The sequence below is a fragment of the Pseudoalteromonas simplex genome (assembly GCF_015278155.1).
Classification (GTDB): domain Bacteria; phylum Pseudomonadota; class Gammaproteobacteria; order Enterobacterales; family Alteromonadaceae; genus Pseudoalteromonas; species Pseudoalteromonas simplex.
Window position 1 is genome coordinate 1 of record NZ_JADILN010000025.1, and the last position, 2073, is coordinate 2073.

The 2073-nt window shown below is 48.0% G+C and carries 1 protein-coding gene; it reads left to right on the forward strand.

Annotation, left to right across the window (positions count from 1 at the left end):
- Window positions 1-2073, forward strand: a 2073-nt coding sequence (locus IRQ78_RS20345; RefSeq protein ID WP_194442977.1) for a beta strand repeat-containing protein, incomplete at both ends; no start/stop codon positions are given.

Sequence of the window (2073 nt, forward strand, 5' to 3'; positions counted from 1 at the left end):
CAGCCAGTGCATCGGATGCTGCAGGCAATGTACGTACTATCAGTTCAAGTGACTTTGATGGTACACCACCGACACTCACCGTTAATGTGGATGCAATAGGAAATGACAATACACCGCTCATCAGTGGTACCAGTGATGCAGGTGAAGGCGCACAAGTGACTGTGGTCGTCACCGATGCCAATGGTGATAGCAGCACCCTGACAGCGACAGTGGATGCCAGCGGTAATTGGTCAGTGAGTCCAACAACGGTCTTAGCTGATGGTCAATTTACTGTTGACGCCAGTGTGCGTGATGGGGTGGGGAACCTTACAGAAGAAACGGTGACTGGGGTCATTGATACCGTTGCACCAAGCTTAACCTTAACGGGCGTTGGGGCGGGCAGTGATGTGACGCCAACTTTAAGCGGCACAAGTAATGAAATCGGCGCGTTAGTAACTATCACAGTGACTGATAGTAACGGTGTGGTACAAACTTTCTCAGCCACAGTGGGCAGTGATGGAACCTGGACTAGTGAAGTGCCAAACGGTTTAGCTGAAGGTGATTACACTGTGTCAGCAACAGTGAGTGACGTGGCGGGCAATAGTACAACAATCAGTGCCTCAGGTAGTATTGATACGGTAAATCCTACAGTCGTTGTGAATGATAATGGCTTAAGTAATGATAATACCCCAACAATCAGCGGTACATCTACCGAGCCTGCGGGCACAATTGTAAATATTATAGTTACAGACAGTAATGGCGATAATTATAGTTTTACAGCTGTTGTAAGTGCTGCAGGCACATGGCAAACAGACGCATCTGAAATACCTGATGGTAACTATACAATTACTGCAACAATCACAGATGCTGCGGGTAATACAGGGAGTGATACCGGCTCAGGAACGATAGACACTACAGCGCCTCTCATTACAATCAACAATCTAGGCACAATTAACACCGCAACACCAACTATTAGTGGTACATCTTCGGAGCCAGCAGGCACCGTTATTTCACTTGTATTAACAGATACCAGTGGTGGTGAGATCAGTTTGACTGCAACCGTTGATGGTGCTGGTAATTGGTCTGTCACCTCTTCATCGTTAGCGAATGATGACTACAGCGTGGTTGCTACAGTAGAAGATGCAGCAGGAAATAGCGCCTCAGCAACAGAGAATTTCACCTTGAATACTAGTGCGCCTAGTATTTCAATTGATGCCCTAGGCCAAACGAACGATACAACGCCTACTATTTCAGGAACAACCAGTGCTCCTGACGGCAGTACGGTAACAGTGACTATAAATGATGGCACCAATCCAGTTGAAACACTGACAGTAAGTGTCTCAGGTGGTATTTGGACTGTTACTGCTAATAATGCATTAACTGAAGGGGATTTTACGGTTACTGCTAGCGTTACAGTAGGTGGCGTTGAAGGTACAGACTCTGCTGTAGGAACAATTGATTTAACCCCTCCTACCATTGCAATTAATGATATTGCACAAACCAATGATACAACCCCAACAATAAGTGGTACAACGGATGCACCGATAGGAAGCACAGTTACAGTGATCATTACTGATTCACAAGGCAACCCACAAACTTTAGTCGCTACGGTATTAGCGAACGGAAGTTGGTCAGTGTCTGCAACCACTATACTGGCAGAAGGTAGTTTTACTGTTAATGCTTCAGTCACCGATGCAGCCGGTAATACCGGCACCGATAGTGCCACTGGTGAAATCGACATTACCGCACCGACGATTAGCCTTGATACCTTGGCCGATAGTAATGATGTGACACCGCTCATCAGTGGGCAAACCACCGGAGCGGCTGTGGGCAGCWTAGTGCTGCTTACTATCACTGACAGTGCCGGTAATGTACAAAGTGCGACAGCGACGGTGCAAGCGGATGGCAGTTGGTCTGTTGAGCCAAGTACGGCATTAGCCGAAGGKGATTATACCGTGGTGGCCACCGTGAGCGACGCGGCGGGTAACGAAGGCAGCGATACTGAAACAGGCACCATTGATGTGACGGCACCAACGATTAGCATTGATGCGCCAGCGCTGACCAACGACAATACGCCGACGGTCACTGGCACCT